At 66.6% G+C, this 25,271-nt stretch carries 32 protein-coding genes; 21 read left to right on the plus strand and 11 right to left on the minus strand.

What is annotated here, in order from left to right:
* Positions 1 to 15 precede the first annotated feature (15 nt).
* The 7 genes from ACZ5CM_RS07095 to ACZ5CM_RS07125 all read left to right on the plus strand — a co-directional run bounded on the left by ACZ5CM_RS07095 (position 16) and on the right by ACZ5CM_RS07125 (position 5,720).
* Positions 16 to 603, plus strand: a complete 588-nt coding sequence (locus ACZ5CM_RS07095; RefSeq protein ID WP_464642146.1) for a riboflavin synthase — start codon at positions 16 to 18, stop codon at positions 601 to 603.
* Between the two features lie 256 nt (positions 604 to 859).
* Entirely contained in the window at positions 860 to 1,981 is a 1,122-nt protein-coding gene (ribB, locus tag ACZ5CM_RS07100) for a 3,4-dihydroxy-2-butanone-4-phosphate synthase (RefSeq protein WP_464642148.1), read from the plus strand.
* A gap of 3 nt (positions 1,982 to 1,984) precedes the next feature.
* Positions 1,985 to 2,536, plus strand: a complete 552-nt coding sequence (locus ACZ5CM_RS07105; protein ID WP_464642150.1) for a 6,7-dimethyl-8-ribityllumazine synthase — start codon at positions 1,985 to 1,987, stop codon at positions 2,534 to 2,536.
* The gene (gene nusB / locus ACZ5CM_RS07110; protein ID WP_464642152.1) at positions 2,533 to 3,021 is read left to right on the plus strand and encodes a transcription antitermination factor NusB; all 489 of its coding nucleotides are present in this window, start codon (positions 2,533 to 2,535) and stop codon (positions 3,019 to 3,021) included. Before ACZ5CM_RS07105 ends, nusB begins: the two co-directional genes overlap by 4 nt.
* Before the next feature lie 150 nt (positions 3,022 to 3,171).
* Positions 3,172 to 3,930: a DUF6778 family protein gene (locus ACZ5CM_RS07115; RefSeq protein WP_464642153.1), complete on the plus strand. Its 759-nt coding sequence runs from the start codon at positions 3,172 to 3,174 to the stop codon at positions 3,928 to 3,930.
* Between the two features lie 39 nt (positions 3,931 to 3,969).
* Positions 3,970 to 5,181, plus strand: coding sequence for an RSP_2647 family RNA methyltransferase (locus tag ACZ5CM_RS07120; protein ID WP_464642155.1), 1,212 nt, complete (start codon positions 3,970 to 3,972; stop codon positions 5,179 to 5,181).
* Positions 5,178 to 5,720, plus strand: a complete 543-nt coding sequence (locus ACZ5CM_RS07125; RefSeq protein WP_464642157.1) for an RSP_2648 family PIN domain-containing protein — start codon at positions 5,178 to 5,180, stop codon at positions 5,718 to 5,720. Before ACZ5CM_RS07120 ends, ACZ5CM_RS07125 begins: the two co-directional genes overlap by 4 nt.
* Before the next feature lie 78 nt (positions 5,721 to 5,798).
* Here ACZ5CM_RS07125 and ACZ5CM_RS07130 read toward each other — a convergent pair whose 3' ends face one another.
* The 3 genes from ACZ5CM_RS07130 to ACZ5CM_RS07140 are packed head-to-tail and all read right to left on the minus strand — an operon-like array spanning position 5,799 to position 7,836.
* On the minus strand, positions 5,799 to 6,611 hold the full coding sequence (locus ACZ5CM_RS07130; RefSeq protein WP_464642159.1) for a metal ABC transporter permease: 813 nt from the start codon (positions 6,609 to 6,611) through the stop codon (positions 5,799 to 5,801).
* Complete coding sequence (locus ACZ5CM_RS07135) at positions 6,608 to 7,354, minus strand: ATP-binding cassette domain-containing protein (RefSeq protein WP_464642160.1); 747 nt, start codon at positions 7,352 to 7,354, stop codon at positions 6,608 to 6,610. Before ACZ5CM_RS07135 ends, ACZ5CM_RS07130 begins: the two co-directional genes overlap by 4 nt.
* Positions 7,351 to 7,836, minus strand: a complete 486-nt coding sequence (locus tag ACZ5CM_RS07140; RefSeq protein ID WP_464642162.1) for a Fur family transcriptional regulator — start codon at positions 7,834 to 7,836, stop codon at positions 7,351 to 7,353. Before ACZ5CM_RS07140 ends, ACZ5CM_RS07135 begins: the two co-directional genes overlap by 4 nt.
* Positions 7,837 to 7,924: 88 nt before the next feature.
* Here ACZ5CM_RS07140 and ACZ5CM_RS07145 point away from each other — a divergent pair, with 88 nt between their 5' ends.
* Positions 7,925 to 8,788, plus strand: coding sequence for a zinc ABC transporter substrate-binding protein (locus ACZ5CM_RS07145; RefSeq protein ID WP_464642163.1), 864 nt, complete (start codon positions 7,925 to 7,927; stop codon positions 8,786 to 8,788).
* Between the two features lie 211 nt (positions 8,789 to 8,999).
* Here ACZ5CM_RS07145 and ACZ5CM_RS07150 read toward each other — a convergent pair whose 3' ends face one another.
* The 3 genes from ACZ5CM_RS07150 to ACZ5CM_RS07160 form a co-directional block, all read right to left on the minus strand.
* Positions 9,000 to 10,061 carry a YeeE/YedE family protein gene (locus tag ACZ5CM_RS07150; protein WP_464642165.1) on the minus strand — a complete coding sequence of 354 codons (1,062 nt, stop codon included), beginning with the start codon at positions 10,059 to 10,061 and terminating at the stop codon, positions 9,000 to 9,002.
* A gap of 81 nt (positions 10,062 to 10,142) precedes the next feature.
* Positions 10,143 to 10,481, minus strand: a complete 339-nt coding sequence (locus tag ACZ5CM_RS07155) for an ArsR/SmtB family transcription factor (RefSeq protein ID WP_464642167.1) — start codon at positions 10,479 to 10,481, stop codon at positions 10,143 to 10,145.
* 199 nt (positions 10,482 to 10,680) lie between these two features.
* A complete protein-coding gene (locus ACZ5CM_RS07160; RefSeq protein ID WP_464642169.1) occupies positions 10,681 to 11,067 on the minus strand; it encodes a hypothetical protein in 387 nt (128 codons plus the stop codon).
* Positions 11,068 to 11,223: 156 nt separating this feature from the next.
* Here ACZ5CM_RS07160 and ACZ5CM_RS07165 point away from each other — a divergent pair, with 156 nt between their 5' ends.
* From ACZ5CM_RS07165 to soxB, 7 genes are all read left to right on the plus strand, one after another.
* Complete coding sequence (locus tag ACZ5CM_RS07165; RefSeq protein WP_464642171.1) at positions 11,224 to 11,961, plus strand: cytochrome c biogenesis CcdA family protein; 738 nt, start codon at positions 11,224 to 11,226, stop codon at positions 11,959 to 11,961.
* 25 nt (positions 11,962 to 11,986) lie between these two features.
* Positions 11,987 to 12,595: a thioredoxin family protein gene (locus ACZ5CM_RS07170; RefSeq protein ID WP_464642173.1), complete on the plus strand. Its 609-nt coding sequence runs from the start codon at positions 11,987 to 11,989 to the stop codon at positions 12,593 to 12,595.
* Between the two features lie 190 nt (positions 12,596 to 12,785).
* Positions 12,786 to 13,256, plus strand: a complete 471-nt coding sequence (soxX, locus tag ACZ5CM_RS07175; protein WP_464642174.1) for a sulfur oxidation c-type cytochrome SoxX — start codon at positions 12,786 to 12,788, stop codon at positions 13,254 to 13,256.
* Positions 13,257 to 13,316: 60 nt separating this feature from the next.
* The gene (gene soxY, locus ACZ5CM_RS07180) at positions 13,317 to 13,733 is read left to right on the plus strand and encodes a thiosulfate oxidation carrier protein SoxY (RefSeq protein WP_464642176.1); all 417 of its coding nucleotides are present in this window, start codon (positions 13,317 to 13,319) and stop codon (positions 13,731 to 13,733) included.
* A 44-nt stretch (positions 13,734 to 13,777) separates the two neighbouring features.
* Complete coding sequence (gene soxZ, locus ACZ5CM_RS07185) at positions 13,778 to 14,107, plus strand: thiosulfate oxidation carrier complex protein SoxZ (protein WP_464642178.1); 330 nt, start codon at positions 13,778 to 13,780, stop codon at positions 14,105 to 14,107.
* 26 nt (positions 14,108 to 14,133) lie between these two features.
* Positions 14,134 to 15,009, plus strand: a complete 876-nt coding sequence (gene soxA, locus ACZ5CM_RS07190; RefSeq protein ID WP_464642180.1) for a sulfur oxidation c-type cytochrome SoxA — start codon at positions 14,134 to 14,136, stop codon at positions 15,007 to 15,009.
* Between the two features lie 140 nt (positions 15,010 to 15,149).
* Positions 15,150 to 16,847 (plus strand): thiosulfohydrolase SoxB, encoded by a 1,698-nt coding sequence (gene soxB / locus ACZ5CM_RS07195; RefSeq protein ID WP_464642182.1) that lies wholly within the window; start codon positions 15,150 to 15,152, stop codon positions 16,845 to 16,847.
* A gap of 53 nt (positions 16,848 to 16,900) precedes the next feature.
* On the opposite strand, the gene ACZ5CM_RS07200 is transcribed toward soxB, so the two are convergent.
* Positions 16,901 to 17,908 (minus strand): GlxA family transcriptional regulator, encoded by a 1,008-nt coding sequence (locus ACZ5CM_RS07200; RefSeq protein WP_464642183.1) that lies wholly within the window; start codon positions 17,906 to 17,908, stop codon positions 16,901 to 16,903.
* A 236-nt stretch (positions 17,909 to 18,144) separates the two neighbouring features.
* On the opposite strand from ACZ5CM_RS07200, the gene ACZ5CM_RS07205 reads away from it, so the two are divergent.
* From ACZ5CM_RS07205 to ACZ5CM_RS07230, 6 genes are all read left to right on the plus strand, one after another.
* A complete protein-coding gene (locus tag ACZ5CM_RS07205; RefSeq protein WP_464642185.1) occupies positions 18,145 to 18,777 on the plus strand; it encodes an ATP-dependent Clp protease proteolytic subunit in 633 nt (210 codons plus the stop codon).
* A 161-nt stretch (positions 18,778 to 18,938) separates the two neighbouring features.
* A complete protein-coding gene (gene clpX / locus ACZ5CM_RS07210; RefSeq protein WP_464642187.1) occupies positions 18,939 to 20,204 on the plus strand; it encodes an ATP-dependent Clp protease ATP-binding subunit ClpX in 1,266 nt (421 codons plus the stop codon).
* Positions 20,205 to 20,239: 35 nt separating this feature from the next.
* Complete coding sequence (locus ACZ5CM_RS07215) at positions 20,240 to 20,599, plus strand: RidA family protein (protein ID WP_464642189.1); 360 nt, start codon at positions 20,240 to 20,242, stop codon at positions 20,597 to 20,599.
* A 108-nt stretch (positions 20,600 to 20,707) separates the two neighbouring features.
* Positions 20,708 to 21,094 (plus strand): NADH:ubiquinone oxidoreductase subunit NDUFA12, encoded by a 387-nt coding sequence (locus ACZ5CM_RS07220; protein WP_464642191.1) that lies wholly within the window; start codon positions 20,708 to 20,710, stop codon positions 21,092 to 21,094.
* A gap of 18 nt (positions 21,095 to 21,112) precedes the next feature.
* On the plus strand, positions 21,113 to 21,583 hold the full coding sequence (gene mlaD / locus ACZ5CM_RS07225; protein ID WP_464642192.1) for an outer membrane lipid asymmetry maintenance protein MlaD: 471 nt from the start codon (positions 21,113 to 21,115) through the stop codon (positions 21,581 to 21,583).
* Entirely contained in the window at positions 21,580 to 22,062 is a 483-nt protein-coding gene (locus ACZ5CM_RS07230; RefSeq protein WP_464642193.1) for a DUF2155 domain-containing protein, read from the plus strand. Before mlaD ends, ACZ5CM_RS07230 begins: the two co-directional genes overlap by 4 nt.
* On the opposite strand, the gene aat is transcribed toward ACZ5CM_RS07230, so the two are convergent.
* The 4 genes from aat to ACZ5CM_RS07250 form a co-directional block, all read right to left on the minus strand.
* Positions 21,987 to 22,622, minus strand: coding sequence for a leucyl/phenylalanyl-tRNA--protein transferase (gene aat / locus ACZ5CM_RS07235; protein WP_464642195.1), 636 nt, complete (start codon positions 22,620 to 22,622; stop codon positions 21,987 to 21,989). The two genes, ACZ5CM_RS07230 and aat, sit on opposite strands and share 76 nt — an antisense overlap.
* A gap of 57 nt (positions 22,623 to 22,679) precedes the next feature.
* Positions 22,680 to 24,029: an acetyl-CoA carboxylase biotin carboxylase subunit gene (gene accC, locus ACZ5CM_RS07240; protein WP_464642196.1), complete on the minus strand. Its 1,350-nt coding sequence runs from the start codon at positions 24,027 to 24,029 to the stop codon at positions 22,680 to 22,682.
* A gap of 10 nt (positions 24,030 to 24,039) precedes the next feature.
* Positions 24,040 to 24,537 carry an acetyl-CoA carboxylase biotin carboxyl carrier protein gene (gene accB, locus ACZ5CM_RS07245; protein ID WP_464642198.1) on the minus strand — a complete coding sequence of 166 codons (498 nt, stop codon included), beginning with the start codon at positions 24,535 to 24,537 and terminating at the stop codon, positions 24,040 to 24,042.
* A gap of 125 nt (positions 24,538 to 24,662) precedes the next feature.
* Complete coding sequence (locus tag ACZ5CM_RS07250) at positions 24,663 to 25,199, minus strand: helix-turn-helix transcriptional regulator (protein ID WP_464642199.1); 537 nt, start codon at positions 25,197 to 25,199, stop codon at positions 24,663 to 24,665.
* Positions 25,200 to 25,271 lie beyond the last annotated feature (72 nt).

Here is a 25,271-nt window from a genome sequence, read left to right on the forward strand (position 1 = left end):
AGCAAGGGGACGAGCATGTTTACCGGGATCATCACCGATATCGGCACCATCCGCGAGGTGGAGCGAGATGGCGACATGCGTGCACGCATCGCGACCGGCCATGACACCTCGGCCATTGATATCGGCGCCTCGATCGCCAGCGACGGGGTGTGCCTGACGGTGGTTGCGCTGGGGCCGGACTGGTACGAGGTTCAGGTCAGCGCCGAGACGGTGGCACGGACCAATCTGGGGAGCTGGGCGCCGGGCCGGCGGGTCAATCTGGAGCGGGCGCTGCGCGTCGGGGACGAGCTGGGCGGTCATATCGTGTCGGGGCATGTGGATGGTGTGGCCGAGGTGGTGTCGATCGCGGCGGAGGGTGACAGCACCCGTGTTCGCCTGCGCGCACCGGCGGATCTGGCCCGGTTCATCGCGCCCAAGGGTTCGGTGGCGCTCAACGGCGTGTCGCTGACGGTGAACGAGGTGGACGGCGAGGAATTCGGGGTCAATCTGATCCCGCATACGAAGGAGGTCACCACCTGGGGCGAGGTTGGTGTCGGGGATCGGGTGAACCTGGAGATCGACACGCTTGCGCGCTATGTGGCGCGGCTGATCGAGACGGAATGACGGTTGATGGAGTGCCGGTTGCCGGGGGGGGGCCTGCCGGTGGTTTCCGCGTTGCGGGCAGTGGTTCCGGATTGCGGGGGCGATCCGGTCGGGGCGGGGGCTCTGCCCCCCGGAGTATTTCCGGCAAGAGGAAGACCGCAAGGGGGAATGATCGCGGGCAGGTGCCGGCGGGAAGAGGCCCGGTGCGGGCGGGGTGGAATTCGTTGCCGTCGTGGGCTATCTGCGCGGTCAGACCGGGAAGTGGAAAGGCAGCCGCATGAATTTTGACAGACCGGGGCCGGTGGAAGCCTCTCTGCGTGATGCCATCAGTCCGATCACCGAGATCATCGAGGAAGCGCGCCGGGGGCGGATGTACATTCTTGTCGATCACGAGGATCGCGAGAACGAGGGGGATCTGTGCATCGCGGCGGAGTTCGCTACGCCCGAGGTCATCACCTTCATGGCGACCCATGGGCGCGGGCTGATCTGCCTGCCGATGACCGCGGAACGCATCGACCGGCTGGGGCTGCCGATGATGGCGGTGAACAACTCGTCGCGGATGGAGACCGCCTTTACCGTGTCGATCGAGGCGCGCGAGGGGGTGACCACCGGCATTTCCGCCCATGACCGGGCGCTGACCATCGCCACGGCGATCAACGAGCAGAACACCATGGCCGATCTGGCCACGCCGGGGCATGTGTTTCCGCTGCGCGCGCGCCGTGGCGGGGTGCTGGTGCGTGCGGGGCATACCGAGGCGGTGGTGGACATTTCGCGTCTGGCCGGGCTCAAGCCCGCCGGGGTGATCTGCGAGATCATGAAGGATGACGGCACCATGGCGCGGCTGCCGGACCTGGTGGAATTCGCCCGCCGGCACGGGCTGAAGATCGGGACCATCTCGGATCTGATCGCCTATCGTTCGCGCAACGACAACCTGGTGATCGAGACCAGCCGGCAGGAGGTGACCTCGGAATATGGCGGGGCGTGGGAGATGCGCATCTTCACCGACCAGATTCACGGGGTCGAACATCCGGTGCTGGTCAAGGGCGACATTTCCACGCCCGCGCCGGTGCTGGTGCGGACCCATGCGCTGCACGAGGCCTCGGATCTGCTGGGGCTGGGGCCGAGCCCCGCGCGCGAGTTGCCGCGGGCCATGGAGATCATTGCCGAGGAGGGGCGCGGCGTGGTCTGCCTGTTCCGCGAGCCGCGTCATTCGCTTTACGACGACGAAGAGGAGGGCCCCCGCATCGTCAAGCGCACCGGGCTGGGGGCGCAGATCCTGTCGAATCTGGGTCTGTCCGAGCTGATCCTTCTGACCGACAATCCCGAGACCCGCTATGTCGGTCTGGATGCCTACGGGCTGTCCATCGTCGGCACGCGTCCGATCCTGAGCCGGGAGTGACAAATGGCTGAATCCGAATCGCATCACGTCCTGCCGCAGCCCCGTTTCGACAAGCCGGTGAAGCTGCTGATCGTCGTGGCCCCCTATTACCGCCAGATCGCCGACCAGCTGATCGCCGGCGCAACCGCCGAAATCGAGGCCGCCGGCGGCAGCTGGGAGCTGGCCGAGGTGCCCGGTGCACTGGAGGTGCCCACCGCCATCGGCATCGCCAACCGGCTGTCGAATTTCGACGGCTTCGTGGCTCTGGGCTGCGTGATCCGGGGCGAGACCACCCATTACGAGACCGTCTGCAACGACAGCAGCCGGGCGTTGCAGCTTCTGGGTCTTCAGGGGCTGTGCATCGGCAACGGCATCCTCACGGTCGAGAACATGGATCAGGCCGAGGTCCGGGCCGACCCGGCGCGCGGCAACAAGGGGGGCGGGGCGGCGGCGGCGGCCTTGCATCTGATCGCGCTGGGCCGTAAGTGGGGCGCCCGGAGCAAGGGTATCGGCTTCAGGCCGCCCTCGGACAGCTACCGGATCGCCGGCGACAGCAACGGATCACCCAAGGCATGACCACCACCTCTCCGCGCGTGCCCCGAAAGGGCAGTGACAGACGCAGGATGAAATCGGCCGCGCGGCTTTATGCCGTGCAGGCGCTGTTCCAGATGGAACAGTCCGGCCAGACCACCGATCAGGTGATCGGCGAATTCCTCGATCACCGTTTCGGCGCCGTCTATGACGGCGAAGAGATGATCGAGGGCGATGCCGGCCATTTCCGCGCGCTGGTCGAGAATGCCGTGAACCACCAGGCGCTGATCGACCAGATGACCGACCGGGCGCTGGTGGCGAAATGGCCGATCGCCCGGATCGATCCGACCCTGCGCGGCCTGTTCCGGGCCGCAGGGGCCGAGCTGACCCGCACCGACACGCCGCCAAAGGTGGTCATCAACGAATTCGTGGACATCGCCCGTGCCTTCTTCCCCGACGGGCGCGAGCCGAAATTCGTCAACGCGGTACTCGATCACATGGCGCGCGAGGCCCGGCCCGAAGCCTTCTGAGCGCGGCCCTGGCGCCCGTGATCGCAGAGATTGTGGAAACAATCCGCAAATTGATCGCAAATTGTCGAAATCCCGCCCCATTTTTCGGCGATTCCCTGCCCTCGGCAGGCAAGAAGAGCCCGTCCGGAGGCTCACCCGAGGAGAGAGACAATGAAGATCGCAAGATGGATTGCCTTTTTGGCGCTGGCTGGCGGCCTTTCGGCCTGTTCGGCCGCGGAGGTGGCCACCCGCAGCGCCCCCTACGAGCAGTTGCCCGAATCCGGGTTTTCCACCCCGGCCGGCTATGAGCCGATCCGCGCGGCGGATCAGCCGGCTCCGCGCCGGATCGAGGTCGAACACGGCACCAGGGCGCTGGCCGCCCTGCCGGGCGTGGAGGGGAAGGTCGTCCCCTACGAATCTCCGGTGACGGTGAATTCGGTCATCGTCCGGGTGCCGCGCAGCCTGAAGGTGTCCGAGCGCAATGTCTATCTGCCGCGGGCCGACATCGTCTGGCGCGGGGATCCGATCGGTGACCGCTACGCGCAGGTGCAGAAGATCTTCGAGACCGCGCTGCGCCGTGGCGTGGCCGATCTGAACGGGCCGGTCCGGGTGGATCTGGACGTGCAGGTGCGCCGCTTTCACGCGCTGACCGAGAAGGCCCGCTATACCATCGGCGGGGTGCACGCGATCACCTTCGACCTGGCCATCAAGGATCCCGAAACGGGCGAGTTGCTGGTTCCCGTGCGCAGGATCCGGGCCGATCTCGAGGCCTTCGGCGGTCAGCAGGCAATTCTGGCCGATGCCCGCGGCGAGACCCAGAAGGTGCGGATCACCAACCACCTGGCCGAAGTGATCCGCGAAGAGCTGAGCAACCCCGAAGGCTATCGCAATGCCAGCCTCGGGTTCATCCAGCTGCTGAACAATATCTGAGCCGTTTCCTCCCACCGGCAAACGGGATAAGAGGGCGCCATGACGGTGCCCTCTTCCCCTTCCGAATACCCCCGCGTCCGGCTGATGCCGAAGGCGGATGCACGCGCCATCCGCCACGGCTTCCCCTGGGTCTATGCCAACGAACTGGTGACCGACCGGCGCACGCGCAAGCTGGCCCCAGGCACGCTTGCGGTGCTGGAGGATGCCGGGGGCAGCCCGCTGGGGCTGGTGGCGGTGAACCCGCTCTCGCGCATCATCTGCCGGATGCTCGACCCCGACCCGGAAGCGCGGATCACCCCCGACTGGTTCGCCGCGCGCCTGGCTCGGGCGCTCGAGCTGCGCGAAGCCCTGTTCGATCACCCCTTCTACCGCCTCGTCCATGCCGAGGCCGACGGGCTGCCCGGCATCATCATCGACCGCTTTGACGACAGCTGCGTCATCCAGCCCAACGCCGCCTGGGCCGAGGCGCAGCTTCCCGCGCTGACCGAGGCACTGGTCAGGGTGACGGGCGTGGGCAACCTGCTCAAGAACGCATCCGGCCGGGCACGACGGCTCGAAGGGCTGGACGATGCACCCGCCGTGCTGCGGGGCAAGGCGCCCCCCGATCCGCTCCCGGTGCCCATGAACGGGGCCACCTGCATGGCCGACCTTTCCAAAGGGCAGAAGACCGGGCTGTTCTACGACCAGCGCCCCAACCACGCCTTCGCCGCCCGGCTGGCCGCGAACGGGGCGCGCGTGCTGGACCTGTTCAGCCATGTGGGCGGGTTTTCTCTGACCGCGCTCGCCGCCGGGGCGGCATCCGCGCTTGCGGTGGACAGCTCGGCCGCGGCACTGGCGCTGGCCGAGGCAGGTGCCCGCGCCACCGGCATGGCCGAGCGTTTCGAAACCCGAAGGGGGGACGCGTTCGACGTGCTCGCCGCACTGGCGCAGGAGGGCGCGCAGTTCGACCTGGTCATCTGCGACCCGCCCGCATTTGCGCCCTCGAAACAGGCGCTCGAGGCCGGCCTTCGCGCCTACGAACGTCTTGCCCGCCGTGCCGCACCGCTGGTTGCGGGGGGCGGCTTTCTGGTGCTCTGCTCCTGTTCCCATGCCGCCGATCTCGCCCGTTTCCGCGCCGCCTGCATCCGCGGCATCGGCCGGGCCGGGCGACAGGCGCAACTGCTGCATACCGGCTTTGCCGGACCCGACCACCCGGTGCTGCCGCAACTGGCCGAATCGGGCTACCTCAAGGCACTGTTCTTTCGACTGTGAAAATCGTTCTCGACAGCTGCATCCTCTATCCCACGATCATGCGCGCGGTGCTTCTGGGCGCCGCGCGACGGGGACATTTCACCCCGATCTGGTCCCGGCGGATCCTGGAAGAATGGGCCCGCGCGGCGCGCAAGATCGGGCCCGACGGCGAAATCCAGGCCCGGGCCGAAATCGCCCTGCTGCAGGCCGACTGGCCCGACGCCACATGCCCGCCGGCGCCGGATCTGGAACGCCGACTCTGGCTGCCGGATCCGGTGGACCTGCACGTGCTGGCACTCGCCATCGCGTCCTCGGCCGACGCCATCATGACCCTCAATGCCTCGGACTTCCCCCGCAACATCTTGGCCGAGGAAGGACTGGTCCGCCTTGATCCCGACAACTACCTCATGCGGCTGTTCGCACACGACCCCGAGGGGCTGGCGGCAGTCGGGCAGTCCGTCCTGAACGACGCCAACCGGATCGGAGGCGGAGGCTGGCAGATGCGACCGTTGCTGAAAAAGGCCCGGCTTCCTCGCCTCGCCAAGGCCCTTTCCACCTGACCGCCCCTTCCTCTTGCCGGAAATACTCCGGGGGTGAACGGGCCGCAGGCCCGGAGGGGGCAGCGCCCCCTTGCCCCCTCACCGGCGCCCCGCAAATCCCGAAACCAGCGCACTGAGCAGAAAGATCGACGCCGCCGCGACGACGATTCCGGGACCCGCCGGAATGTCCACAACCCACGCCCCCCACAGCCCGGCCAGCGCCGAGATCGCGCCAATCGCCCCCGCAGCCAGTGCCATGGCCTCGGGGGTGCGCGCCAGCGGCCGGGCGGCAGCCGCGGGGATCACCAGAAGAGCGGCAATCAGCAGCACGCCCACCACCTTGATCGCCACCGCCACCACCACCGCCAGCGCCAGCAGCAGGCCCGCCTCCTCGCGCCGGGGATCGATACCGCTTGACCGGGCCAGATCCGGGCTCATCGTGCTGATCAGCAATGCCGGCCAGCGCCACGCCATCAGCGCCACGACCAGCCCCGCGCCGCCCCATATCACCGCCAGATCCGCACGCCCCACCGCCAGGATGTCGCCAAACAGAAAGGCCATGAGGTCAAGCCGGACGCCGCGCAGGCCCGAAAGCAGCGACACCGCCACCAGCCCCGCCGCAAGCGCCGCATGAGCCGCCACCCCCAGAAGCGTGTCCATCGCATGGCCCCGCCCGGTCAGCGCCGATACCGCCAGCGCCATGGCCAGCGCCGCGGCCAGAACCGCCGGCAGCAGCGGCAGCGACAGCGCCAGAGACAGCGCCACGCCCAGAATCGCCGCATGTGCCGTGGCCTCTCCGAAATAGGCCATGCGGCGCCAGACCACGAAACAGCCCAGCGGCGCTGCCGCCAGCGCCACGCCCAGCCCGGCCAGCGCCGCGCGAAACAGGAAATCGTCCACAAGCGCGCTCATTTCTCCACCTCGCCCACCGGGGCGGCATGATCGTGCCCGTGATCGTGATCATGACGATACAGCGCCAGCGCGCCGCTGGTCCCCGATCCGAACAGCGCCCGGTATTCCGGGGCGTCGGCCACCGCCTCCGGCGTGCCTTCGCAGCAGACATGCCCGTTCAGGCACAGCACCCGGTCCGAAGCCGCCATCACCACGTGAAGGTCATGCCCGACCATCACCACCCCGCACCCGGTTTGGCGCCGTACCGCTTCGATCAACCGGTAGAACCGGGCAGAACCCGGCTGATCCAGCCCCTGCGTGGCCTCGTCCAGCAGCAGCAGGTTCGGACGCCCCAGCAGCGCCCGGGCCAGCAGCACCCGCTGGAACTGCCCCCCCGAGAGATCCGCCATCTGCCGGTGACTCAGATCCGGCAACCCGGTGCGGGCCAGCGCCGCCGCGGCCTCCTCCGCGCCGATCCGGCGCGGCAGGCCGAGGAAACGCCGAACCGTCATCGGCAATGACGGCTCGATGAACAGCTTTTGCGGCACATAGCCGATGCGCAGGCCCGGCGCACGCGCAACACGCCCCGCCGATGGTGCAACCGCGCCGATCAGCACCCGCAGAAGGGTCGATTTTCCCGACCCGTTGGGGCCGACAATGGTGACGATCTCGCCCGGATGCACGGCGAAATCGACATCGAACAGCACCCGCCGGCCGCCAAGCCGGACCTCCAACCCGGTTGCCGAAATCAGCGGCGCGCTCATGCGCCTTCCCCCGTCGCGGCGCAGGCGGGGCACAGGCCCTCGGCCTCGACCGCCACGCGTTCGATGATGAATCCCGCCTCGGCCGCGGCCAGCCCCAACCGGCCCTGATCGGGGGTCGTCTCGGCCTCGGCCACCGCCCGGCAGTCGCGGCAGACCAGGAACAGGGGCACATGCGCGCCGCCGGGGTGGGCGCAGGCAGCCCAGGCGTTGAGGCGTTCGATCCGATGCACCAGGCCGTGGCCGACGAGGAAATCCAGCGCCCGGTACACCACCGGCGGCTGCGAGCCCAGACGATCGCGGGACAGGACCTCCAGAATCTCGTAAGCCCCCAGCGCCCGGTGCTCCTCCAGCAGGATTTCCAGAACCCGCCGGCGCACCGGCGTGAACTGCACCCGCTTGCGCGCGCACAGCGCCTCGGCCGCACGCATGGCTGCGCCGATGCAGCGGCCGTGATCGTGGCGGGCAAAACCGATCGCCGTCATGGTTGCGTCCTTCCGCGAAGGATTGATATGTTATAACATCACGTTTACCAGCAGGACACGGACAGGACAACTACCCGGAGGTCGAGACATGCCGATTCTGCCCGCCTTTGCGGCGATTCTTCTGCTGCTTGCCGCGCCGCTTCGTGCCGGGCCGCCGCGGGTGGTGACCGACATCCCCCCCGTCCAGGGGCTGGTCGCCGAGGTGATGGCCGGGATCGGCACGCCCGAGGTGATCCTTGGCCCGACCGCTTCGCCGCACCGGTTTTCCCTGCGTCCGTCGCAGGCGCGCGCGTTGCAGGAGGCCGATCTGGTGGTCTGGATCGGCCCCGAGCTGACGCCGTGGCTGGCCGGTCCGATTGCGGCTCTGGCCGGGGATGCGTCGCGGTTGCGCCTGCTTGACCACCCGGCGACGTTGCGGCTGCCGCTGCGCGGCGGTTCGGGCGGCTCCGACCCGCATGCCTGGCTGGACCCGGAGAATGCCCGCGCCTGGCTGCCGGTGATTGCCGCCGAGCTGGCCCGGATCGACCCCGCCAATGCCGGCCGCTATGCCGCCAACGCGGCGGCCGCACAGGCGCGGATCGGGCGCGCCGAGGCGAGGATCGCCCGGCTTCTGGCCGGTACGCCGCCCTATGTGGCGATGCATGACGCCTACCAGTATTTCGAACGCCGCTTCGGCCTGACCCTGATCGGCACCGTGGCCGCCGGCGATGCCACGCCGCCCGGTCCGGCGCGGCTGGCCCGGTTGCGCGCCGTCATCCGCGATCGTGGCGTTGCCTGCGCGTTTCGCGAGCCGCAGCAGAACCCGGCCCTGCTGGAAACCGTGCTGGAGGGGTCGGGGATCGTGCCGCGGGTGCTCGACCCGCTCGGGGCGGAGCTTGAGGCGGGCCCGGGATCCTATGTCGCCCTGATCGAGGGGATGGCGCGGACGATCGCCGGCTGCGCGTCCGGCTGATCCGGCGTCGGGCGTCACGCGGTCCCGTGCCGGATCTCTCGCGAGGTGGAGGGCGGGAAGGGGGCGCTGCCCCCTCCGGGCCTGCGGCCCGTTCACCCCCGAAGTATTTGAGGCAAGAGGAAGAGGCGGAGGTGACCGGGCAACGGGGGCGAATGCCGGATCGGCATCCTGTTTTGGCGACAGGGGTTCGGCGACCAGGCGGCGGGTGCCCTCATTCGGCCGGGCGGTGGAAACCTTCGATCAGCTGGCGCAGGCCCAGCGCGGCGCCGGCGACGATCGACAGGAAGGTGACCGGGGCGCTGTAGGCCAGCACGCTGAAGGCGCTCAGCCCCTGTCCGACCGTGCATCCCAGCGCGATCACCGCGCCGGCGCCCATGATCGCCGCTCCGATGATCTGCCGGCGCAGCTCGCGCGGGTCGTCGCAGGCCTCCCAGCGGAAATGGCCCTTGATCAGCGAGCCGACGAAGGCGCCCAGCCAGACCCCGGCGACCGAGCCCACGGCAAAGGACAGCGGGCGGACGCTGCCGGTCATGGCATACATGACGGTTTCGCCCACCGGGGCAGAGAAGGAATGCGACACCACCGGCACCCCGTCGAAGCCGGTGGCGTTCACCCACTGGGTTCCGGCCCAGCCCGAGATGATGGCAAGGCCCACCACCAGCGACCAGAAGATCGCCTTCGGCTGCCGCAGAAGTTCGGCCGATGACAGCGCGCCGGCGCAGATCGCCAGTCCGATCGCCAGCCCCAGCGGCGCGATCGGCAGGCCGGTCAGCGCCGAAAGCCCGTGCGCCAGGCCGGGGGGGGTGTCGGTGGTCACGGCCTCCTGGTGAAAGAGGAAATCGCGCAGCGGCGCCAGCGGCCCCATCAGGACCACCCAGGCCGACACCCCCAGCACCAGGACGATCACGAAGGAGCGAAGGTCGCCGCCGCCCAGCCGCGCGATGGCGCCATAGCCGCAATTCCCGGACAGCGCCGCGCCATAGCCGAACATCAGCCCGCCCGCGATCGAGGCCGTCGGCGACCATCGGATCGACAGGTAATAGGTCTGTTCGCCGTTCAGCAGCCCCGCACCCATCAGCGCGAAGGCGCCGATGATCGCGGAGCCGATGGCCAGGAACCACATGCGCATCCGCACGCCGCTGCCACCATAAAGCAGATCCTCGATCGCGCCCATCGTGCAGAAACGCCCAAGCCGCGCGGCCAGCCCCAGAAGGACGCCGCCGAAAAGGCCCACAAGGGCCACCATCTGGCTGTCGGTCAACCAGCCAGGCATCCGTCGCTCCTCCCTCGACATGCTCCCGCTGCCCGCAGTGTCGCCGAACCCGGCCGCCGGATCAAGCCCGGCGCGCCGGGCTCAGCAATCGTCGCTGCAGAACAGGTCGTAGACCACTTCAAGAATCCGGCGCGGCCGGTCGTCGGCCAGCCGGTAGTAGATTGCCTTCCCCTCGCGGCGGGGGATCACCAGCCCCTCGAGCCGCAGCCGTGACAGCTGCTGCGAAACCGCCGCCTGTCGGGCCGAGAGGAGTTCCTCCAGCTCGGTCACCGACTTTTCGCCCGAAACCAGATGGCACAGGATCATCAGCCGCCCTTCGTGGCTGATCGCCTTGAGGAAATTGGACGCGGTGGTCGCGCTGTCCACCAGCTGGTCCAGCTCCTTCGGATCCATGTCGGTGCTGAAAGTCGGAAGTGCCATTCGTCCCGTCCTCGTTCCCGGCTCGCCCGCAAAGCCATTGCCGCGCACGCCTTCGGCCGTCGCGTCGCCTGCGGGGAAGTCGTCTCGCTCGTCGTTCTGCGGCATCACGTTGCCTTTCCGGGCTGTTCAACTAGAGGATCCGGTCCGCTCCGGCAAGGGCTGTGCCCCTTCGGGGCCGCTGGCCTTCTCTCCCGGGTGTTCATCCGCCGGTCTCTTCGTCAAGGCTGAAATCGGTGTATTCCGTTAGCAGGGCGTCCAGCAGCGGCCAGAAGAAATCGGGCCCCGGATAGCCCTCGATCCGGTCAAGCTCGCGCCCCTCATGGACGAGCAGGAATGTCGGCGTGTAGATGACCCGGCGCAGGACGGTCAGATCCTCGGGGATGTCGTACAGATCGACCCGCCTGAGCGGTGCGAAGCGGCCCTCTTCGGTCTTGGCATAGGCCGGCCAGATTTCCTCGTCCCAGCGTTCGCACCAGGGGCAGCCCTCCTGCATGACCATGACCAGTTCGATGTTTTCGGAGGCTCGTGACGGCACCGAGACGACGAGCGCGACAAGAATTGCGAGGATTGTCCTGACGGCGGCCATGTCACACCCGTTTTCACACCCGTTGACGCAATCACGTCTCACAACGTAATCTGAATATATGAATGAGACAAGGTGAACGCGGTATTTCGGCGCAGCGCGTGGCTGTGCCGCACCAGGGAAACCGCCATCACCGGAGGGAGACCGGGGGGGAGGGAGATGCTCGAAATCACGCTCGTCGGAGCGCTTGTTGCCGGGTTGCTGAGCTTTCTCACGCCCTGCGTTCTGCCGATGGTGCCCTTCTACCTGTCCTACATGGGCGGGTTGAGCATCAGCGAACTGCGCGGCGACGGCACGATCGCGCCCGGTGCGCAGCGGCGGCTGGTGGTGTCGGCGGTGTTCTTCGCGGCCGGCGTGACCACCATTTTCGTGCTCCTGGGCATGGGGGCCACGGCGATGGGGCGGCTGTTCGGCCAGTATCTGGAGCCGCTTTCATATGTGGCGGCGGGGATTCTCGTGATCTTCGGGCTGCATTTCCTGGGCGTGATCCGGGTGCCGCTGCTCTACCGCGAGGCGCGTCTGGAAAGCCGGGCCGAGGCCAGCACGATCCTTGGCGCCTATGTGATGGGGCTGGCCTTCGGTTTCGGCTGGACTCCCTGCGTCGGGCCGGCGCTGGCCTCGATCCTGATGATCGCCAGCGGCATGGGCGACATCTCGCGCGGGGGGCTGCTGCTGTTCGTGTACGGGGCGGGGATGACGGCGCCGTTCATCGTCGCCGCGCTGTTCGCAAAACCGTTCCTGGCCTTCGTTCAACGGCACCGGGCGGCGTTCGCCTGGGTCGAGAAGGGGATGGGGGCGATGCTGATTCTGTTCGCGGTGCTGATCGCGACCGGTGCGGTCAACGTGATCGGGCAGTTCATGATCGACTGGTTCCCAGGCTTCCTGCAGCTGGGGTGAACCTGTTTTTTCGGGAGGAGGAGACATGAAAAGACTTGCAACCGGGCTGATCGCCCTGGTGGTGGCGCCGGTCCTGGCCGTCTGGCTGGCGGGGCCTGTGCGGGCGGTAGAGGTGGAGATGGGAGATGACGGGCTCTACAAGCCCGCCTGGCTGCGCGAGACCTTCAAGGACCTGCGCGAGGATTTCGCCGACGCGAAGGCCGAGGGCAAGCGGCTGATGCTGATCGTCGAGCAGCGCGGCTGCATCTACTGCAAGAAGATGCACGAGGAAACCTTTCCCGACCCGCGGGTGAACGCGATGCTGACCGGGCACTACTACCCGATCCAGATCAACCTGCATGGGGATACCGAGGTGGTCGATACCGATGGCGAGGTGCTGACCGAAAAGGCGGCGATGGGAAAATGGCGCATCCTGTTCACGCCGACGCTGATCTTCCTGCCGAAGGAACTGGAACCGGGCAAGTCGGTCATCGATCAGGCGGTGGCGGTGATGCCCGGCGCGTTCGGGCCGGGGACGACGCTCGACATGCTCACCTGGGTGGTCGAGGAACGCTATCTCGACCAGTCGGAGGAGGATTTCCAGCGCTATCACGCCCGGATGATTCGCGAACGCAACGACGGCAACACCGAGTGATTCGCGGTGAATTCGGTATGCCGGAGCAGGAAGAGGTTCCCGCAATTTCCTGAAATTCGGGAAGGTTTTCCAGCAATATCTGAAATAATTCACATTGATGAATTTGTTGTTGCGTAAACCGGGCGCTGTCGCCTAGGCTGGAAGAAACAATATCGCCGCGCGCAAAGCGTGGCAGTCAACGGGAGGGACCATGAAACTTGTGACACTGACTCTTGCCGCGAGTCTGATCGGCGGCGTGGCATTCGCCGGCGTTGTGGCGCCCAAGGATGTGGCGGTTGCCGATGACGGCTCGGTCGCGCAATCCCTGACCGGCGTTCCCGGGAACCCGGAAAACGGCGCCGCGGTCGTGGGCACCAAGAAGCTGGGCAACTGCATCGCCTGCCACGAGGTGCCGGTTCTGGCGGATGTTCCGTTCCAGGGCAATGTCGGTCCGGTGCTCGACGATGTCGGCGATCGCTATACCGAGGCGGAGCTGCGCGGGATCCTCGTCAACGCCAAGAATGTGTTCCCGGACACGGTGATGCCGGCCTTCTACAAGGTGGATGGCTTCAACCGGCCGGCCAAGGGCTTCACCGCCAAGCCGCCCGAGGGCGAACTGCCGCCGCTGCTGAGCGGTCAGCAGATCGAGGACGTCATCGCGTTCCTGATGACGCTGAAGTGACCGGGACAAGTGATGTTCGCGGCCGGGCCGCGGGCCACGCAATCAAGGGAGACAGGAAACATGGAATTCACACGTCGTGAAACCCTTGCCCTCGGCGCGGGTGCTGCGGCTCTGGCGGTGCTGCCGATCAAGGTGCAGGCTTCCGTCGAGGACGAGATTGCCGCCTTCACCGGCCGCGCCGAGGTCGTCGAAGGCGGGGTCGAGCTGACCGCGCCCGAGATTGCCGAGAATGGCAACACGGTTCCGATCAGCGTTTCGGCGCCGGGGGCGGTGGCGATCAAGGTGATCGCCACCAAGAACCCCAGCCCGAAGGTTGCCACGATCAATTTCGGGGCGCTGTCGGGCAGTTCGGAGGCCTCGCTGCGCATCCGCCTGGCAAAGACCCAGGAAGTCAAGGCGATCGCGAAGATGGCCGACGGCTCGTTCCGCAGCGCCGCACAGACCGTGAAAGTTACCATCGGGGGCTGCGGCGGCTGAGTGCCGCCCGTCACCGGACCCCCGAGACAAGGAGAGTTCAGGAAATGGCAAAAGGTGTGAAACCCCGCGTCAAGGTTCCGAAGTCGGCTGCCGCCGGCGACGTCATCACCATCAAGACGCTGATCAATCACAAGATGGAAAGCGGTCAGCGCAAGGACAAGCAGGGCAACAGGATTCCGCGCTCGATCATTCATCGCTTCAACTGCGATTTCAACGGACAGAACGTGATCGACATCACGCTTGAGCCGGCGATCTCGACCAACCCGTACATCCAGTTCAAGGCCAAGGTTCCGGAGTCGGGGGAGTTCGTGTTCACCTGGTACGATGATGACGGGTCGGTTTACGAAGCCAGGAAATCAATCACGGTCGGTTGAACGGCCGGACAGGGAGGGAAAACCGCATGACCAGACCCAAGGGTAGGAAAACCCTGACCGCAATCACGGTGACGGCTTTCGTCGTCGCCACGGCGGTCAGCGCGGGGGATACCGAGATCTCGCACCCCGAACTCGTCATCAATGGCGAGACGAAGATGATCGTCCAGGCCCCCGCGCCGGATCATCTGAAGGATGCCATCGACACGATCTATTCGGGCTGGGTATTCCGATCGAAGGAGACCCAGGCCTTGCAGATGGATGATTTCGACAATCCGGGCATGATCTTCGTCGAGCAGGCGATGGAGACGTGGGACACGCCCGATGGTTCGGCAGGCAAGTCCTGTGCCGATTGCCACGGCGACGTGGAAACCGCCATGAAGGGGGTGCGCGCCGTCTATCCCAAGTGGAACGAGACCGCCGGCAAGGTGATGACGCTGGCGGCTCAGATCAACGAATGCCGCACCGAACGCATGGGCGCCGACAAGTGGAAGATCACCGGCGGCGACATGGCGGCGATGGAGGCGCTCATCAGCCTGCAGTCGCGCGGCATGCCGGTCAATGTGGCCATCGACGGCCCGGCGAAGGAAACCTGGGAGCTGGGCAAGAAGCTTTACTACCAGCGGGTCGGGCAGCTCGACGTTGCGTGCGCCGACTGTCACGAGAAGAACTATGACCACATGATCCGCGCCGACCATCTGAGCCAGGGGCAGATCAACGGCTTTCCGACTTATCGTCTGAAGAACGCCAAGCTCAATACGGTGCAGGGCCGTTTCAAGGGCTGCATCAAGAACGTGCGGGGCGTGCCCTACAAGCCCGGCAGCCCGGAGTTCGACGCGCTCGAGCTTTACGTTGCCAGCCGGGGCAACGGCCTTTCGGTCGAAGGACCGTCGGTTCGCAACTGACAGCGGGTTCGGGCCGCGATGCGCGGCCCGACCGACCGGGCGGGGGGCGCTGCCCCCCGCACCCCCCGGAGTATTTCCGGCAAGAGGAAGAGGGGGCGGGCGCCCGCGGGCGCGGCAACAATCCGGAAAACGAGGATGACATGATATCGCGGCGCGATTTTCTTCAGGTCTCCATGGCCGCTTCGGCGCTGGTGGGGGCTTCGGGCTTAGGCAACTGGGCGCGGCTGGCGGCCCGGCAGGCGCTCTCCCAGGAGCAGCTTCTGGAATTCGAAAGCTTCGGCAATGTGAGCCTGATCCACATCACCGACATTCACGCGCAGCTGAAACCGATCTGGTTTCGCGAGCCCGAAGTCAATATCGGTGTCGGTGTCAACAAGGGGAAGGTCCCTCATGTCACCGGCGCCGCCTATCGCCGTCTTTACGGCATCGAGGATGGCAGCGCGCTGGCCTATGCGTTGACCCATGACGATTTCGTTTCGCTGGCCCGCGCCTATGGCCGGGTGGGCGGGCTCGACCGGGTGGCGACGGTGATCAGGGCGATCCGGGCCGAGCGGCCCGACGCGCTGCTGCTGGATGGCGGCGATACCTGGCATGGCTCCTACACCTGTTATCACACCCAGGGGCAGGATGTGGTCAACGTGATGAACGCGCTCAGGCCCGATGCCATGACCTTCCACTGGGAATTCACCCTGGGCAGCGAGCGGGTGCGCGAGATCGTGGGCGGATTGCCCTTCGCGGCGCTGGGGCAGAACATCTTCGATGCCGAATGGGACGAGCCGTCCGAGGATTTCCAGCCCTACAAGTTCTTCGAGCGCGGCGGGGTGAAGATCGCGGTGATCGGTCAGGCTTTCCCCTACATGCCGATCGCCAATCCGCGCTGGATGTTCCCCGAGTACTCCTTCGGCATCCGCGAGCGCCACATGCAGGAGATGGTGGACGAGGTGCGCGCCCAGGGGGCCGAGTTGGTGGTGCTGCTGTCCCATAACGGGTTCGACGTGGACAAGAAGATGGCCGGTCGCGTCAGCGGCATCGACGTGATCCTGTCGGGGCACACCCATGACGCCCTGCCCGAGCCGGTTCTGGTCGGGCAGACCCACATCATCGCCTCGGGTTCCAACGGCAAGTTCGTCAGCCGGGTGGACGTGGACGTGCGCGACGGCCGCATGATGGGGCTCAGGCACAAGCTGATTCCGATCTTTTCCGACGTGATCGCGCCGGATCCTGAGGTGGCGGCGCTGATCGAGGAGCAGCGCGCTCCCTATCGGGCGCAGCTCGAGGAGGTGATCGGCCAGACCGAGAGCCTTCTTTACCGGCGCGGCAATTTCAACGGCACCTGGGACGATCTGATCTGCCAGGCGCTGCTGGAGGAGCGCGAGGCCGATATCGCCCTGTCGCCGGGGGTGCGCTGGGGGCCGTCGCTGCTGCCGGGTGAGGAGATCACGCGCGAGGACATCTTCAACGTCACCTCGATGACCTACGGGCAGGCCTACCGGACCGAGATGACGGGCGAATTCCTCAAGGTGGTGCTGGAGGATGTGGGCGACAACCTGTTCAACCCCGATCCCTATTATCAGCAGGGCGGCGACATGGTGCGCGTGGGCGGCATGGGGTTCCGCATCGACATCACCAAGCCGCAGGGGCAGCGGATTTCCGAGATGACCCTGCTGAAGACCGGCGAGCCGATCGAGCCCACGCGCTCATATGTGGTGGCCGGCTGGGCCAGCGTGAATCAGGGCACACAGGGGCCGATGATCTGGGACGTGGTCGAACGCCACATCCGGCGCAAGGGCACGGTTTCGGTCGCGCCGAACCGGTCGGTGCAGGTGATCGGGGGCTGAGCCGTGGCCGCAGGGTCCGCGTGGCGTACCGGGAAGGGCGGGGCGCCACGCGGTCACGCCCAGCTTTTGCGAAAGAAATGCGGCGAGGTGCCGAAGCGGCGCTTGAACTGGCGGGAAAAATGGGTGGCACTGGAAAAGCCGCTGGCCAGCGCGATTTCGGTGACCGTCATCGAGGTTTCACTCATCAGCGCATAGGCGTGGTTGAGGCGCATCTCGTAATAGACCTGCTTGGGGCTTCGGTCGAGGTAGCGCTGGAACAGGCGTTCGAGCTGACGCCGGGAAATGTCGAGCCGGTCGCAGAGCTGGGCGATGGAAAGCGGCTCCTCGATGGCCTCCTGCATCAGGTGCAGAGCCGCCAGAAGGTGCGGGTTGCGCGAACCGATGGCGACGGCATAGTTCGACTTCTGCGGGGCGCTGTTGCGGCCCGAGCGCATGTGAAGGCACATGTCGGCGACGATGATCGCAAGGTTCTTGCCGTGATGCTGCTCGATCAGGGTCAGCATCATGTCGGTTGCCGCGTTGCCCCCGCCGCAGGTCATGAAACGCCCCGATATCTCGAAGATGTTGGGCGAGGGAGAGAGATCGGGGAAGGCCTCGACGAAACCGGGCTGGTTTTCCCAGTGCAGGGTGAAGGGCTCGCCGCGAAGCAGTCCCGCCTGCGCCAGCGCGAAGGCGCCGGTGCAGATCCCGCCCAGGCGCCGGCCGAACCGGTCTTCGTGGCGCAACCAGCTGAGCGTGGTCTCGCTGGCGGCGTTCTGCGGCTCGACCCCCGAGCAGACGAAGGCGGTCGCGCCCGCCGGCAGCGGCCCCAGCGCCAGATCGGGCGTCACCGTCATCCCGTTCGAGCAGGTCACCGGGCGGCCGTTCTCGGTCATGATGAACCAGCGGTAGAGTTCCGAGCTGGTGACCTGGTTGGCGATGCGCAGGGGTTCGATCGCCCCGGCCACGGGCAGCATGGTCGCCTTGGGCAGCAGCAGGAAATAGTAGTCGCGGGGCGGTCCGGCGAAATTCAGTGCCAGGCTGGCCGCGGCACCCTTCTGAACGAATCCGTCCTTTTCCATCGCCTTCGTCCCGGTCCTGTTGCCCCGTCATGGCGCCGTTTCACGCCCGGGGTTGCGTGCCCGATCGCGCTCTACGCCCCGGGGCGGCGCCGGGCAAGGGAAGAAGGCGCCTCCGGCCGGGCGGGCGGTGCAATTTGCGCCTGCGCCCCTTGCAGCCCCCCCGAGGCGCCACTAAGACTCGTGTAACCCGAAACCGGCTACAAGGCCCGGACCCATTCACAGAGCAGGCAGCGCACATGTTTGATCCCGTCGACACCTACAACAATACGCTCGTTCCCATGGTGGTGGAACAGACCAGCCGCGGCGAGAGGGCTTATGACATCTTCTCGCGCCTGCTGAAAGAGCGGATCATCTTCATCAACGGACCGATCCATGACGGCATGTGCCACCTGGTGGTGGCGCAGCTTCTGCACCTCGAGGCCGAGAACCCGAAGAAGGAAATCTCCATCTACATCAACAGCCCCGGCGGGGTGGTGACCTCGGGCCTGGCGATCTACGACACGATGCAGTACATCAAGCCGAAATGTTCGACCCTGGTGATCGGGCAGGCGGCATCGATGGGGTCGCTGCTTCTGGTCGGGGGCGAGGCGGGGATGCGCTTTGCCCTGCCCAACAGCCGGATCATGGTGCACCAGCCCTCGGGCGGCTATCAGGGGCAGGCCACCGACATCATGATTCACGCGGCCGAGACGCAGAAGCTCAAGGACCGGCTGTATGACATCTACGCCAAGCATACCGGCCAGCCCAAGAAGGCCATCGAAAAGGCGCTGGACCGCGACAACTTCATGTCGCCCGAAGAGGCGAAGGAATGGGGCCATATCGACGAAATCGTGGAGAGCCGCGGGAAAACCGAGCCCTCCGAAGGGTGAGGCACGGGTTTCGCATCACGGCCTTTTGCCAGCGGGTGAAGGTGCAGAGGCAATTTGAGATTGTGGAGCCGAAATCACTGGCCTAAGCTGACCCCGAGGCAGGGCGATCTGCCCGGCGAGGTGAACAGGCACAGACCGGAGCCCGAAAGGTAAGACGAACCATGGCGACGAAGACTGGCGACAGCAAGAACACGCTCTACTGCAGTTTCTGCGGCAAGAGCCAGCACGAGGTGCGCAAGCTGATCGCGGGCCCGACGGTATTCATCTGCGACGAATGCGTCGAGCTGTGCATGGACATCATCCGCGAGGAAACCAAGGCCGGGGGGCTGAAATCCTCCGAAGGCGTGCCCTCGCCGCGCGAGATCTGCGACGTGCTCGACGACTACGTGATCGGGCAGGCGCGGGCCAAGAAGGTGCTCTCGGTGGCCGTGCACAACCACTACAAGCGCCTCAATCACAGCCAGAAGGCCGGCAACGATATCGAGCTGGCCAAATCCAACATCCTGCTGATCGGTCCCACCGGCTGCGGCAAGACGCTGCTGGCGCAGACGCTGGCGCGCATTCTCGACGTGCCTTTCACCATGGCCGACGCCACCACGCTGACCGAGGCCGGCTATGTGGGCGAGGACGTGGAAAACATCATCCTGAAACTCCTTCAGGCCAGCGAATACAATGTCGAGCGTGCCCAGCGCGGCATCGTCTATATCGACGAGGTGGACAAGATCACCCGCAAGTCGGAAAACCCCTCGATCACCCGCGATGTGTCGGGCGAAGGGGTGCAGCAGGCGCTGCTGAAGCTGATGGAGGGCACCATCGCCAGCGTTCCGCCGCAGGGCGGGCGCAAGCATCCGCAGCAGGAGTTCCTGCAGGTGGACACCACCAACATCCTGTTCATCTGCGGCGGTGCGTTTTCGGGGCTGGACAAGATCATCGCCCAGCGCGGCAAGGGCAGTGCCATGGGCTTCGGCGCCGATGTGCGCGACAATGACGAACGCAATGTGGGCGAGATCTTCCAGGATCTCGAACCCGAGGATCTGCTGAAATTCGGCCTGATCCCGGAATTCGTCGGCCGCCTGCCGGTCATCGCCACGCTGGAGGATCTGGACGAGGACGCGCTGGTGAAGATCCTCACCCAACCCAAGAACGCGCTGGTCAAGCAGTATCAGCGCCTGTTCGAGCTGGAGAATGTCGAGCTCGTCTTCACCGACGATGCGCTGCGCGCCATCGCCCGCCGGGCCATCGAACGCAAGACCGGCGCCCGGGGCCTGCGCTCGATCCTCGAAGACATCCTTCTGGACACCATGTTCGAGCTGCCCAGCCTGGACAGCGTGACCCAGGTGGTGGTGAACGAGGAGGCCGCGCGCGGCGATTCCCCGCCGCTGATGATCCACGCCGATGCCGAGAAGGAACCGGCCACGGCCGGCTAGGCCCGGTCGGTTCGCGCTCCGGCCGGCCAGGAAGGATGACACTGCGCCGCATCCGATCGGCCTCTCCCTGGGAGGACAAGGCTGCCTACTGCCGGGCCGTTGTTGCCGGCGGTTTCGTGCATGTGGCCGGCACCGTCGGCCGGGGCGATACGGTCGAGGCGCAGTGCCGCTCGGCGCTGGAGATCATCGGCCGGGCGCTGGACGAGGCCGGATCGGGATTCGAACACGCGGTCAGGGTGACCTACATGCTGCCCGACCGGCGTGAATTCGCCGCCTGCTGGCCGGTGCTGCGCGAGGTCTTCGGCACCAACCCGCCTGCGGCCACGATGATCGAATGCGGGCTGATCGACCCGCAATTCCGCATCGAGATCGAACTGACCGCGCTGCTGCCCTGACCATCTTTCCGCCGGTCCTTCGATCCCACTGTCGCAGCTTCGATCTTGCATCTGGACCTTGGCGCGCGCTTGGTCCATATCTGCACCGACCAATGGCCGGAGGCACTCATGGGAATCCTGAATACTCTTCTGCGCGCGGTGACCTGGTGGAACGGCTCCACGCTGAACACCCAGATCTATACCTGGCGCAAGGGCATCAAGGTCGGCGAGGACGAGCAGGGCAACGTGTTCTACCGCAATGCGGACGACAGCCAGCGCTGGGTGATCTACAACGGCGAGGCCGAGGCCAGCCGCATCAGCCCCGAGTGGCATGGCTGGCTGCACCATACCTTCAAGGAACCGCCCACGATCAGCCCGCTGCCGCACAAGCCGTGGGAAAAGCCGTATCACGAGAACCTCACCGGTACCGCGCTGGCCTATGCGCCCGTCGGGTCGATCCGCGACGGGCATCAGCCGGTGGAGAGGCGCGACTACGAGGCCTGGAGCCCCGAGTGAGCGGCAGGGCGCACGGGCATGTCGCATAATACCACCGAAGTCCTGGTCGGCGGCGCGGTTCTGGCCGCGGCGATCGCCTTTGCCATCTATGCTGGCCAGATGACCGGACTGTCGCAGGGGCGCGACGGGTACGAGCTGCGCGCCTCCTTCCGTTCGCTCGAAGGGGTGACGGTGGGCACCGACGTGCGCCTTGCCGGGGTCAAGATCGGCACCGTGACGGATGTCGAGCTCAACCCCGAAACCTATCGTGCCGATACGCGGTTCACCGTGCAGAACGGCATCCAGATCCCCGATGACAGCGCCGTGGTCGTGTCGTCCGAGGGGCTCCTGGGCGGCAATTTCGTCGAGATCATGCCCGGCGGCTCGCCCTTCTACTACGCGCCGGGCGAGGAAATCGCCGATACCCAGGGCGCGGTCAGCCTGGTGACCCTGCTGCTGAAATTCGTTTCGGGTTCGGGTGGTTCCGGGAATGGCGGAGGTGGCGAGTGAAGCGGGCGGTCCTGTCCGGTATCCTGAGCCTCGCCCTGGTCTCGGCCGCGGCCGCGCAGGAGGACCGGATCGAGATCATCCCGCTCGACCCGGCCGATCAGCCGCAGATGATCCAGCCCGAGCCGCAGACGCCCAGGATCGTGGCCCGTTCGGGCAAGGGGGCGGTTCTGCGCGGGCTCGACAAGGTGGACGGGCATACCGAAGATGTCGAGATCGCCGCCGGCGAGACGCGCCAGATTCTGGGGCTGGACGTTGCCCTGGGCGATTGCCGCTACCCGGTGGACAACCCGACGGGCGACGCCTACGCCTATCTGACGATCCGGGAAACCGGGAAGAACGAACAGCTGTTCAAGGGCTGGATGATCGCCTCCAGCCCGGCGCTGAACGCGCTGGATCACCGCCGCTACGACGTCTGGGTGTTGCGCTGTATCACCTCTTCGGCCGAGGGCACCGGCGGCGCGGTGAAATCGGCGGACTGAGCCAGCGCGCGCTCCAGCCGCAGCCGGTAGGCGGCGCGTGAAATCTCGATCCCGCCCAGCGAGGCCAGATGCGGGGTCAGGAACTGGGTATCGAACAGCTGGAACCCGCCCTGGCGCAGCCGGTCCACCAGGAAGGCCAGCGCGATTTTCGAGGCATCGGTGCGGCGCGAGAACATGCTTTCCCCGAAAAACGCCGCGCCGAGGGTGACGCCATAGACGCCGCCGGTCAGTTCGCCCTCCTGCCGAACCTCGAGCGAATGCGCGTGCCCCATGCGGTGCAGCTGCAGGTAGAGGTCGCGGATCGTGCGGCTTATCCATGTTTCCGCGCGCGCGGCACAGCCGTCGATCACCCCGGCAAAATCGCGGTTGATGGTGATGGAGAACCCGCCCCGGCGCATCCGCCGCGCCAGCGACCGCGAGATGTGAAAGCCGCCCAGCGGCATGATGCCGCGCCGCCGGGGATCGACCCAGAAGATGTCGGGATCGTCGCGGTGTTCGGCCATGGGAAAGACGCCCGCGGCATAGGCCCGCAGCAACAGCTCGGGCGTGAGCGCGCTCATCCCCGTGAACCGGCCCGCATCCCCGGGGCTGCCCCGGCCCCGCTGCGCGGCCCTGCCTCAGGCTGAGAGGTTCTCGGCAAGCCACTTCTCCAGCCAGTGGATGTTGTAGGTGCCGTTGAGGATGTCGGGTTCGTCCAGCAGGGCATGGAACAGCGGGATCGTGGTGTCCACGCCGTCCACGATCAGCTCGCTCAGTGCGCGTCTGAGCCGCGCCACGGCCTCGGCCCGGTCGCGGCCATGCACGATCAGCTTGCCGATCAGGCTGTCGTAGTAGGGCGGGATCGCATAGCCGTCATAAAGGGCCGAATCCATCCGCACGCCCAGCCCCCCCGGCGCGTGATAGGCGGTGATGGTGCCGGGGCAGGGGGTGAAATCGGGCAGCCGTTCGGCGTTGATCCGCACCTCGATCGCGTGGCCCGATATTTCCAGCTCGTCCTGGGTGAAGGACATGGGCAGCCCTTCTGCCACGCGGATCTGTTCGCGCACCAGATCGACGCCGAAGATGGCCTCGGTCACCGGATGTTCCACCTGCAGGCGGGTGTTCATCTCGATGAAGTAGAACTCGCCGTTCTCGTAAAGGAATTCGATGGTGCCGGCGCCGATATAGTTGATCTTCGCCACCGCCTCGGCGCAGATGCGGCCGATGCGGTCGCGCTCCTCGGCGCTGATCGCCGGCCCGGGGGCCTCTTCGAGGATCTTCTGGTGGCGCCGCTGCAACGAGCAGTCCCGCTCGCCCAGATGCACCGCGTGCCCCTTGCCGTCGCCGAAGACCTGGATCTCGATATGACGGGGGGTGGTGAGGTATTTCTCGATATACACCTCGTCATTGCCGAAGGCGGCCTTGGCCTCGGCCCGGGCGGTGCGGAAGGCCGATTCCATCTCGTCGGGGGTATTGGCCACCTTCATGCCGCGCCCGCCACCGCCGGCGGTAGCCTTGATGATGACCGGATAGCCGATATCGGCGGCCAGCCGCCTCGCGGTTTCCAGATTCGGCACGGCGCCGTCCGAGCCGGGCACGCAGGGCACGCCGAGTGCCTTCATCGTCTCGATGGCGGTGATCTTGTCGCCCATGATGCGGATATGCTCGGCGGTCGGGCCGATGAAGGTCAGCCCGTGATCTTCGACCGCCTGCACGAAATTGGCGTTCTCGGACAGGAAGCCGTAGCCGGGATGGATCGCCTGCGCGCCGGTGATTTCGCAGGCCGAGATGATCGCCGGCATGGACAGGTAGCTTTGCGGGCTGGGCGGCGGGCCGATGCAGACCGATTCGTCGGCCATGCGCACATGCATGGCGTCGGCGTCGGCGGTGGAGTGCACGGCGACGGTCTTGATGCCCATCTCGCGCGCGGCGCGGATCACGCGCAGGGCGATCTCGCCGCGATTGGCCACAAGGATCTTGTCGAACATGTCCCGCGCCTTATTCGATGATGACCAGGGGGGTGCCGAATTCGACCGCCGCGCCATCCTCGACCAGGATCCGCTTCACGGTGCCGGCGCGGGGGGCGGGGATGTGGTTCATGGTCTTCATCGCCTCGATGATGAGCAGCGTGTCGCCTTCGCTCACCTGCTGGCCCAGGGTGATGAAGGGTGCGGCCCCCGGTTCGGGCTGCATGTACACCGTTCCGACCATGGGCGAGGTCACCGCCCCGGGGTGATCGGCCGGATCCTCGACCACCTGCGCCGGGGTTTCCGGGGCCGTCGCCGCCACCGGGGCCGCCACCGGGGCGGAGGGTGCGGGCGCGACCGCGGGTGCGATCGGCGCGACCGGCGCTGCCCGGCTGACCCGGACGTTGAGCGTGCCGTCATCGCCGTATTCGCGCTTGACCTGAAGTTCGGTCAGATCGTTTTCGCGCAGCAATTCGGCCAGCGCCCTGATGAAGTCCACATCCGCGTCAAGTCTGCTGTTGTCCGTCATGGGTATCCTCGCCCGATTTCTCGTGACCCGGCCCCGCGAACTGCGGGCGGCGCGGGTTACGCGCTTATAGGCCAAGCGCCGGCCCAATAAAAGCGCCCTGCCGCCGCTTTCCGGCGAGTGCCGGCCTAGAGCGGCATGCCCGACAATTTCGCCACCAGCTCGGGCAGCTTGCGGGCGCCGAACTTGGCCAGCAGCCGCGCCCGGTGGGCCTCGACCGTGCGGTGGCTCAGCCCCAGCTCGGCCCCGATTTCCTTGGCCGAGAGCCCATGACAGGTGCGGATCGCCACTTCCCGCTCGCGCGGGGTCAGGGCCACTACCGGGCGATCCTCGGAAATGTCGGCGAACGACCAGATGCCGTGCCGGAACGGGTCGTCGGGGGTCAGGGACCGGCCCCGCACGCGGCACCAGAACAGCTCGCCCGAGCGTCGGCGCATCACCCGCTCGTCATGGTATTCGCCCCTTTCGCGCATCACCGCCAGCCCGCGCGCGCCGATGCGTTCGAAATCGGCCAGCGACGGGTAGAGTTGCAGAAGAGGAAGGTTCCGGTAGTCGTCCGGCACGCCGCCGAAGATCGTCGCGAAGGCAAGGTTGCAGCGCCGGATCACGCGGTTTTCCAGCTCGGCCAGCCCGATCGGGGCATGGTGGAACGCGACGTCATTCATGCTGCGACAATGCCGGGTATTTATACGGAATTGAAGGGGCAAGGGAACGGTTGCTAGATTTGCCGGGGATAC

This window comes from Piezobacter thermophilus (assembly GCF_055386745.1).

Bases quoted from the DNA above. Each gene is read 5' to 3' on its own strand.
- ACZ5CM_RS07130 (WP_464642159.1), bottom strand. From the start codon at position 6,611: ATGAGCGCGCTTGTGGACGATTTCCTGTTTCGCGCGGCGCTGGCCGGG.
- clpX (WP_464642187.1), top strand. From the start codon at position 18,939: ATGGCGACGAAGACTGGCGACAGCAAGAACACGCTCTACTGCAGTTTC.
- ACZ5CM_RS07140 (WP_464642162.1), bottom strand. From the start codon at position 7,836: ATGACGGCGATCGGTTTTGCCCGCCACGATCACGGCCGCTGCATCGGC.
- soxZ (WP_464642178.1), top strand. From the start codon at position 13,778: ATGGCAAAAGGTGTGAAACCCCGCGTCAAGGTTCCGAAGTCGGCTGCC.
- ACZ5CM_RS07205 (WP_464642185.1), top strand. From the start codon at position 18,145: ATGTTTGATCCCGTCGACACCTACAACAATACGCTCGTTCCCATGGTG.
- mlaD (WP_464642192.1), top strand. From the start codon at position 21,113: ATGTCGCATAATACCACCGAAGTCCTGGTCGGCGGCGCGGTTCTGGCC.
- ACZ5CM_RS07165 (WP_464642171.1), top strand. From the start codon at position 11,224: ATGCTCGAAATCACGCTCGTCGGAGCGCTTGTTGCCGGGTTGCTGAGC.
- ACZ5CM_RS07095 (WP_464642146.1), top strand. From the start codon at position 16: ATGTTTACCGGGATCATCACCGATATCGGCACCATCCGCGAGGTGGAG.
- ACZ5CM_RS07145 (WP_464642163.1), top strand. From the start codon at position 7,925: ATGCCGATTCTGCCCGCCTTTGCGGCGATTCTTCTGCTGCTTGCCGCG.
- ACZ5CM_RS07220 (WP_464642191.1), top strand. From the start codon at position 20,708: ATGGGAATCCTGAATACTCTTCTGCGCGCGGTGACCTGGTGGAACGGC.
- ACZ5CM_RS07135 (WP_464642160.1), bottom strand. From the start codon at position 7,354: ATGAGCGCGCCGCTGATTTCGGCAACCGGGTTGGAGGTCCGGCTTGGC.
- ACZ5CM_RS07105 (WP_464642150.1), top strand. From the start codon at position 1,985: ATGGCTGAATCCGAATCGCATCACGTCCTGCCGCAGCCCCGTTTCGAC.
- ACZ5CM_RS07150 (WP_464642165.1), bottom strand. From the start codon at position 10,061: ATGCCTGGCTGGTTGACCGACAGCCAGATGGTGGCCCTTGTGGGCCTT.
- soxA (WP_464642180.1), top strand. From the start codon at position 14,134: ATGACCAGACCCAAGGGTAGGAAAACCCTGACCGCAATCACGGTGACG.
- soxB (WP_464642182.1), top strand. From the start codon at position 15,150: ATGATATCGCGGCGCGATTTTCTTCAGGTCTCCATGGCCGCTTCGGCG.
- soxY (WP_464642176.1), top strand. From the start codon at position 13,317: ATGGAATTCACACGTCGTGAAACCCTTGCCCTCGGCGCGGGTGCTGCG.
- ACZ5CM_RS07250 (WP_464642199.1), bottom strand. From the start codon at position 25,199: ATGAATGACGTCGCGTTCCACCATGCCCCGATCGGGCTGGCCGAGCTG.
- soxX (WP_464642174.1), top strand. From the start codon at position 12,786: ATGAAACTTGTGACACTGACTCTTGCCGCGAGTCTGATCGGCGGCGTG.
- ACZ5CM_RS07160 (WP_464642169.1), bottom strand. From the start codon at position 11,067: ATGGCCGCCGTCAGGACAATCCTCGCAATTCTTGTCGCGCTCGTCGTC.
- ribB (WP_464642148.1), top strand. From the start codon at position 860: ATGAATTTTGACAGACCGGGGCCGGTGGAAGCCTCTCTGCGTGATGCC.
- accB (WP_464642198.1), bottom strand. From the start codon at position 24,537: ATGACGGACAACAGCAGACTTGACGCGGATGTGGACTTCATCAGGGCG.
- ACZ5CM_RS07155 (WP_464642167.1), bottom strand. From the start codon at position 10,481: ATGGCACTTCCGACTTTCAGCACCGACATGGATCCGAAGGAGCTGGAC.
- ACZ5CM_RS07215 (WP_464642189.1), top strand. From the start codon at position 20,240: ATGACACTGCGCCGCATCCGATCGGCCTCTCCCTGGGAGGACAAGGCT.
- aat (WP_464642195.1), bottom strand. From the start codon at position 22,622: ATGAGCGCGCTCACGCCCGAGCTGTTGCTGCGGGCCTATGCCGCGGGC.
- ACZ5CM_RS07200 (WP_464642183.1), bottom strand. From the start codon at position 17,908: ATGGAAAAGGACGGATTCGTTCAGAAGGGTGCCGCGGCCAGCCTGGCA.
- accC (WP_464642196.1), bottom strand. From the start codon at position 24,029: ATGTTCGACAAGATCCTTGTGGCCAATCGCGGCGAGATCGCCCTGCGC.
- ACZ5CM_RS07115 (WP_464642153.1), top strand. From the start codon at position 3,172: ATGAAGATCGCAAGATGGATTGCCTTTTTGGCGCTGGCTGGCGGCCTT.
- nusB (WP_464642152.1), top strand. From the start codon at position 2,533: ATGACCACCACCTCTCCGCGCGTGCCCCGAAAGGGCAGTGACAGACGC.
- ACZ5CM_RS07170 (WP_464642173.1), top strand. From the start codon at position 11,987: ATGAAAAGACTTGCAACCGGGCTGATCGCCCTGGTGGTGGCGCCGGTC.
- ACZ5CM_RS07120 (WP_464642155.1), top strand. From the start codon at position 3,970: ATGACGGTGCCCTCTTCCCCTTCCGAATACCCCCGCGTCCGGCTGATG.